Genomic DNA, 6236 nt, shown 5'->3' on the forward strand with positions numbered 1-6236 from the left:
CAAACTGGAAATCAAAAAATTTGACCCAGTAGCCCGTAAACACGTTATTTACAAAGAAACTAAATTGAAATAATCCGGTTTCTTCCAAGAAAAAGCTCCTGTTTTGCAGGAGCTTTTCTTTTTATTTCATGATTAGTTTTGGAGGGCTTGTTTCAAATGTGTATGCAAGATATTTTTGGATTGCTTTGGAATAGACAAAATAAAAGAGCGTGTATCCATTGGGATTACGCTCTTTTATTTTTCAGACGGCCTGATAGGGGGTGAGCTGTCTTAAATCACTAATAAACATTTAACAACGACTTAATGATCGACCTTGATGCCTTGGTTGTCGGAATGTTGTTTTTTATCCAGCTCTTTTTGCAAGGTATCACATGGCGTGTCGCAATCGCACATTTTCTTCATGCCGAGAGAGGAAATGCCGCCGCAGCTGCCTTTGATGGTGCGTTTGGAGAAAATATAGCCGACTGCCATGCCGAGGATGACAATGATAAAAATGCCGAAAGTAAGGAGGAGGGTTTTCATGTGTGTATTCCTGAAGGTTAGTTTAATAATTTCTTGAATGCGCTGGACATTTTAGTATGGTAGCCGCCTTGCGGGGTTCGGATGATAAGGAAAACGGCGAGATTTTCTTGCTCGGCAAGTTTAAGCGCTTCGGTTTCTCCGAGGACGAACAATCCGGTTGAAAGGCCGTCTGCAAGTGTGGCGTTTTCTGCTACTACGCTGATGGAAGCAAGGTTGTGGCTGATGGGTTGTTTGGTTTTAGGGTTGATAATATGGGAAAGGCGGCGGCCTGATTTATCGACATGGAAAATACGGTAGTCGCCGGATGTGGCCAGTGATTTATTGTCCAATGGAATGGTAATTTGAGTGGTGCCGCCTTGAACGATATTGGGCTGCTCAATGCCGATACGCCAAGGGTTGCCTTGCGCATTGTGGCCTTTGCCATGCAACTCGCCTCCGATTTCTACTAAATAATTGCCGATATTGAGTTTTTCAAGTTCGGCGGCGGTTTTATCCACACCAAAGCCTTTGGCGATGGAGGATAGGTCTAAATAGACTTCGGGATGGGTTTTGGCAAGTGTAGGCTGCTGTCCGTCTTGGGAAAGTTTGAGTTTGTCCGTACCGACCATTTCTGAAGCATGTTGGATTTCTTGTGCAGTCGGTTCGTGCGTAATTTCTTTTTGCGGGCCGAATCCCCAGAGGTTGACCAAAGGGCCGACGGTTACGTCCAGCGCGCCGTGCGTCAGTTTGTTTAAACGCAAGGCTTCTCCGGTCACATAGGCAAAGTCTTGGGAAATGGGCATGGCCTGATTGACGGTGCGCAGCTGGTTGAATTGGCTGATTTCGGAATCGGTCTGGTAGGTAGACATTTGCCGATTGACTTCTTTAAGCGCGTCATCAATGCGTTTTTGTATTTCGGCAGGGGAGGGGAGTTTATCTTGGCCGTCTGAAAGATATTTGACGGTATAGGTCGTGCCCATGGTCTCGCCTTGCAGGGTGATGGTTTGTTGTTGTTTTTCGGGTTGGCAGGCAGAGAGCGTGAGTGCGGAAACGATGGCAACGGTGTAGCCGATTATCGGACGGTAAAACGAATTAGAAAGAAACAGCATAAGGGATTTGCGGATTATTTTTTGAAGCCTTTATTGTATCGTAAAAGAAAGGTTCAGGCCGTCTGAAAGTATGGTTTTCAGACGACCTGGCAATAAAAAAGGAAGAAACCGAAGTTTCTTCCTTTTTGTCTGTTAGCCGCCGAAATCGTCCAAAAGGATGTTTTCGTCTTCCACGCCCAAGTCTTTGAGCATTTTGATCACGGACTGGTTCATGATTGGAGGGCCGCACATGTAGAATTCGCAGTCTTCCGGTGCTTCGTGGTTTTTCAGGTGGTTTTCGTAAACCACGTTGTGAATGAAGCCTGTGTAACCGTCCCAGTTGTCTTCAGGCAATGGGTCGGACAGGGCGACGTGCCATGTGAAGTTCGGGAATTCTGCTGCGAGTTGGTCGAAGTCTTCAACATAGAACATCTCGCGTTTAGAACGTGCACCATACCAGAAGGTAATCTTACGTTTGGAGTTCAAACGTTTCAGCTGGTCGAAAATGTGGGAACGCATCGGAGCCATACCCGCACCACCGCCGATAAATACCATTTCGGCATCGGTGTCTTTGGCGAAGAATTCGCCAAACGGGCCGGAGATGGTTACTTTGTCGCCGGGTTTAAGCGACCAGATGTAGGACGACATTTGTCCCGGAGGCGCATCGGGTACGCGCGGAGGCGGCGTGGCGATACGCACGTTCAGCATGATGATGCCTTTTTCTTCTGGATATGAAGCCATGGAGTAAGCGCGCAAAATCGGCTCGTCCACTTTGGAAACATATTGCCACAGATTGTATTTGTCCCAGTCTTCGTGGTATTCCTTAGGAATGTCGAAGTCTTTGTAGGCGACAGTATGAGGAGGAGCTTCAATTTGGATGTAGCCGCCGGCGCGGAAAGGAACTTCTTCACCTTCAGGAATGGCAAGCTTGAGTTCTTTAATGAACGTTGCTTTGTTGTCATTGGAGATGACGGTGCATTCCCATTTTTTCACACCGAACACTTCTTCCGGTACTTCGATGTCCATGTCGGTTTTAACGTTGACCTGACAAGACAGGCGGCAGCCTTCGCGCGCTTCGCGTTTGCTGATGTGGGACAACTCAGTTGGCAGAATGTCGCCACCGCCGCTTTTCACGACAACGCGGCACTGACCGCATGAGCCGCCGCCACCGCAGGCGGAAGGAACGAAGATGCCTTGGCTGGCAAGCGCACCCAGCAGTTTGCCGCCGGCAGGCATCGTCAGCTCTTTTTCGTTATTGACTTTGATGGTGATGTCGCCTTCGCTCACCAACTTGGATTTGGCAAACAGAATCATCAGTGCCAACACCAAGACGATGAGGGTGAACATCACGATACCTAAAATAATCTCCATGCCGATTCCTTTCTTATAACTGGATGCCGGAGAACGACATAAACGCCATTGCCATCAGGCCAGCAGCGATAAAGGTAATGCCCAAGCCTTTGAGGCCTTTAGGGACATCCGAATATTTCATTTTTTCGGTAATGCCCGCCAAAGCGACAATAGCCAAAAGCCAGCCCAGACCTGCACCGAAACCATATACAACGGACTCGCCGAAGTTGTATTCGCGTTGCGCCATAAATGATACGGCACCGAAAATCGCGCAGTTTACGGTAATCAGAGGCAGGTAGATACCCAATGCGTTGTAGAGGGCAGGGACGAATTTATCCAAGAACATTTCCAAAATCTGCACCAAAGCAGCAATCACGCCGATGAAGGTGATGAATTTCAGGAAGGTCAGGTCTACGCCTTCAACCAGCGCACCGTCTTTCAACAGCGAGTAAACAAGTTGGTTGGCTGGGACGGACAGGCCGAGTACGAAAGTTACGGCAACGCCCAAACCGAATGCAGTGGATACTTTTTTAGATACCGCCAAAAACGTACACATCCCCAAGAAGAAGGAAAGTGCCATGTTTTCCAGAAAGACGGATTTTACAAAGAGGCTTAAGTAATGTTCCATGTGTTATTTCTCCGCCTGTTCAGGTTTCCAAGTGCGCAGACCCCATACCAAGAAGCCGATGATGAAGAACGCGCTAGGGGCGAGCAGGAACAAGCCGTTGGTTTGATACCAGCCGCCATCTTGTACGGTTTGGAAAATGGTGTAGCCAAAGAGCTTGCCAGAGCCGATCAGTTCGCGGATGGTTGCGATGATGATCAACATCATGCCGTAACCTGCGCCGTTGCCGATACCGTCAACCAAGCTTTCCAGCGGCGGCTCTTTCATTGCGAATGCTTCGGCACGGCCCATTACGATACAGTTGGTAATAATTAGGCCGACGAATACGGACAGCTGTTTGGACAGCTCATAAGCAAAGGCTTGGAGCAGTTGGTCAACCAGCGTTACCAAGGAAGCAACAATCGCCATTTGCACAATAATACGGATGCTGTTAGGGATATAGTTGCGTACCAAAGAAATGAAGAAGCTGGAAAAACCGGTTACCAAAGCTACGGAAATACCCATTACGATGGCCGTCTGAAGTTTGGTGGTAACCGCCAAAGCCGAACAAATACCCAAAACCTGCAAGGCAATCGGGTTGTTGTCGATAAAGGGTGAAAACATCAAATATTTCAAGCGTTTCATGTCAGCCATTATTGTGCTCCTGCTGATTTCAATTTGTTCAGGTAGGGGATATAGCCGTTTTCGCCGAACCAGTAGGCGAACGAACCTTGCACGCCTTTAGATGTCAGCGATGCGCCGGAGAGGGCATCTACGCCGTGTTCTTTGTCCGAACTTGCGCCTTTGCCAACATGCAGGGCGAGTTTGCCTTGTTCGTCAAACAGTTTTTTGCCGACGAATTTTTGTTGCCACAACGGATTGCCGATTTCGCCGCCCAAACCCGGAGTTTCACCTTGGTCGTAGTAGGTGATGCCGTTGATGGTATTGCCGTCGGGTTGAATGGCGACAAAACCGTACATGACAGACCACAAGCCGTTACCGTGCATAGGCAGGATGATTTGGCTGACTTTGCCGTCTTCGCCTTTTACCAAGTAAACCTCAGTGTATTTGGCACGGCTTTTGATGCCGGCCAAATCGTCTTCGGGTTTGATTTGGATGCTTTGGGCAGGGTCTTTGCCTGCGATGCGCGCGCTGAAGTCTTTCGGCGCGTCTTTCACGTATTCGCCTGTTGCCAAATCGACAACGCGTTGCTCGATACGTTCGGCAAAGGTTTTGCTGATGTCGGTGTTTTTATCCATCAAACCGGCTACGCTTAAGATATAGCCTTGTTTGTCTTGGAGCTTTTGTTTCTCTTGGATAGGTTTCAAGCCGACGACCGCACCAGCAACGATGATGGAACAAATCAGGCTGACAACCAATACCACAATCAGCGTGCCACTGAAGCTGTCTTTATCGAATTTCTTAGCCATTGCTGCGCGCCTTTCTGCGTTTGATGTTCGCTTGTGCGACGAAATAGTCGAAAATTGGGGCAAACAGGTTGGCAAACAGAATCGCCAACATCATGCCTTCGGGGTAAGCAGGGTTGACCACGCGGATCAACACGCACATCACACCGATAAGCGCGCCGTACCACCATTTGCCAACATTGGTAAAGGAAGCGGAAACAGGGTCGGTCGCCATAAACAGCATACCGATGGCGAAGCCGCCGACCACCAAGTGCCAATACCAAGGCATGGAGAACATGGCGTTGGTGTCCGAACCGATGAAGTTAAACAGAGAAGACATGGCAATCATACCGATCATCACGCCGGCGATAATGCGCCAAGAGGCAATACGGGTGAACACGATAAAAGCGCCGCCGATTAAAAGCGCCAAAGTGGATACTTCGCCGATTGAGCCGGGTACGTTACCGATAAACGCATCCATCCAAGAAATGGTTTGACCGGTTACAGCGTTTTTCAGGCCGTCTGCACCGTGTGCCGCCCATTGCGCCAAAGCAGTGGCACCTGAATAGCCGTCAACCGCAGTCCAAATGGTATCGCCGGTAATGTTGGCAGGGTAGGCGAAGAACAGGAACGCACGACCTGCAAGAGCAGGGTTCATGAAGTTTTTACCTGTACCGCCGAATACTTCTTTCGCAACCACAACGCCGAAAGAAATACCCAAAGCCGCTTGCCACAAAGGCAGGGTAGGGGGAACGATCAAAGCAAACAGAATCGAAGTCACGAAGAAACCTTCGTTGATTTCGTGTTTGCGTACGGATGCGAACAAAACTTCCCAGAAGCCGCCCACAACAAATACAGTCGCGTAAATCGGCAGGAAGAAAATCGCGCCGAACAGCATTTTGCCCAACACACCCGCTTCAGACGACATATTGATGCCCAAAGCGTTGGCAAGGGCGTAGTGCCAGTTGTTGGCGATATTTTGTTGCAGCAAATCAGGCGTTAACGCACCGAATGCCTGTGCGCCGACGTTGTACATACCGTAGAACATGGCAGGGAACAAAGCCAGCCACACCAAAATCATCATGCGCTTGGAGTCGAGTGCATCGCGGACGTGCGCCGCTTTGCGCGTTACCGCGCCGGATGTATAGAAAATCGTCGCTGCAGCTTCGTAGAGGGCATACCATTTTTCATGTTTGCCGCCCGGCAGGAAGTGCGGTTCGATTTTTTCAAGAAAATGTTTCAAGCCCATAATCAGCCTTCCTTCTCAATGGTTTCCAGCACCTTGCG

Annotated in this window: 8 protein-coding genes; 1 reads left to right on the top strand and 7 read right to left on the bottom strand. The window is 49.2% G+C overall.

Annotated elements, in window-relative coordinates; genetic code table 11:
• Positions 1-73, top strand: a 73-nt coding sequence (gene rpmG / locus ACTHUE_RS09475) for a 50S ribosomal protein L33 (protein WP_440423359.1), incomplete at its 5' end; no start/stop codon positions are given.
• Between the two features lie 227 nt (positions 74-300).
• Here rpmG and nqrM read toward each other — a convergent pair.
• The 7 genes from nqrM to ACTHUE_RS09510 all read right to left on the bottom strand — a co-directional run bounded on the left by nqrM (position 301) and on the right by ACTHUE_RS09510 (position 6198).
• Complete coding sequence (gene nqrM, locus ACTHUE_RS09480; RefSeq protein ID WP_003680888.1) at positions 301-522, bottom strand: (Na+)-NQR maturation NqrM; 222 nt, start codon at positions 520-522, stop codon at positions 301-303.
• Between the two features lie 17 nt (positions 523-539).
• Positions 540-1610: an FAD:protein FMN transferase gene (locus ACTHUE_RS09485; protein WP_083314051.1), complete on the bottom strand. Its 1071-nt coding sequence runs from the start codon at positions 1608-1610 to the stop codon at positions 540-542.
• 132 nt (positions 1611-1742) lie between these two features.
• Positions 1743-2960, bottom strand: a complete 1218-nt coding sequence (gene nqrF / locus ACTHUE_RS09490) for an NADH:ubiquinone reductase (Na(+)-transporting) subunit F (protein WP_004519569.1) — start codon at positions 2958-2960, stop codon at positions 1743-1745.
• A 13-nt stretch (positions 2961-2973) separates the two neighbouring features.
• Positions 2974-3567, bottom strand: a complete 594-nt coding sequence (gene nqrE / locus ACTHUE_RS09495) for an NADH:ubiquinone reductase (Na(+)-transporting) subunit E (protein ID WP_003684365.1) — start codon at positions 3565-3567, stop codon at positions 2974-2976.
• 3 nt (positions 3568-3570) lie between these two features.
• Positions 3571-4197 (bottom strand): NADH:ubiquinone reductase (Na(+)-transporting) subunit D, encoded by a 627-nt coding sequence (locus ACTHUE_RS09500; RefSeq protein ID WP_003684313.1) that lies wholly within the window; start codon positions 4195-4197, stop codon positions 3571-3573.
• A complete protein-coding gene (locus ACTHUE_RS09505; protein WP_004519571.1) occupies positions 4197-4973 on the bottom strand; it encodes a Na(+)-translocating NADH-quinone reductase subunit C in 777 nt (258 codons plus the stop codon). Before ACTHUE_RS09505 ends, ACTHUE_RS09500 begins: the two co-directional genes overlap by 1 nt.
• Positions 4966-6198 carry an NADH:ubiquinone reductase (Na(+)-transporting) subunit B gene (locus tag ACTHUE_RS09510; protein ID WP_070503747.1) on the bottom strand — a complete coding sequence of 411 codons (1233 nt, stop codon included), beginning with the start codon at positions 6196-6198 and terminating at the stop codon, positions 4966-4968. The genes ACTHUE_RS09505 and ACTHUE_RS09510 overlap by 8 nt, the downstream gene beginning before the upstream one ends.
• Positions 6199-6236: the final 38 nt, after the last annotated feature.

The organism is Neisseria sp. P0021.S005, from assembly GCF_051956955.1.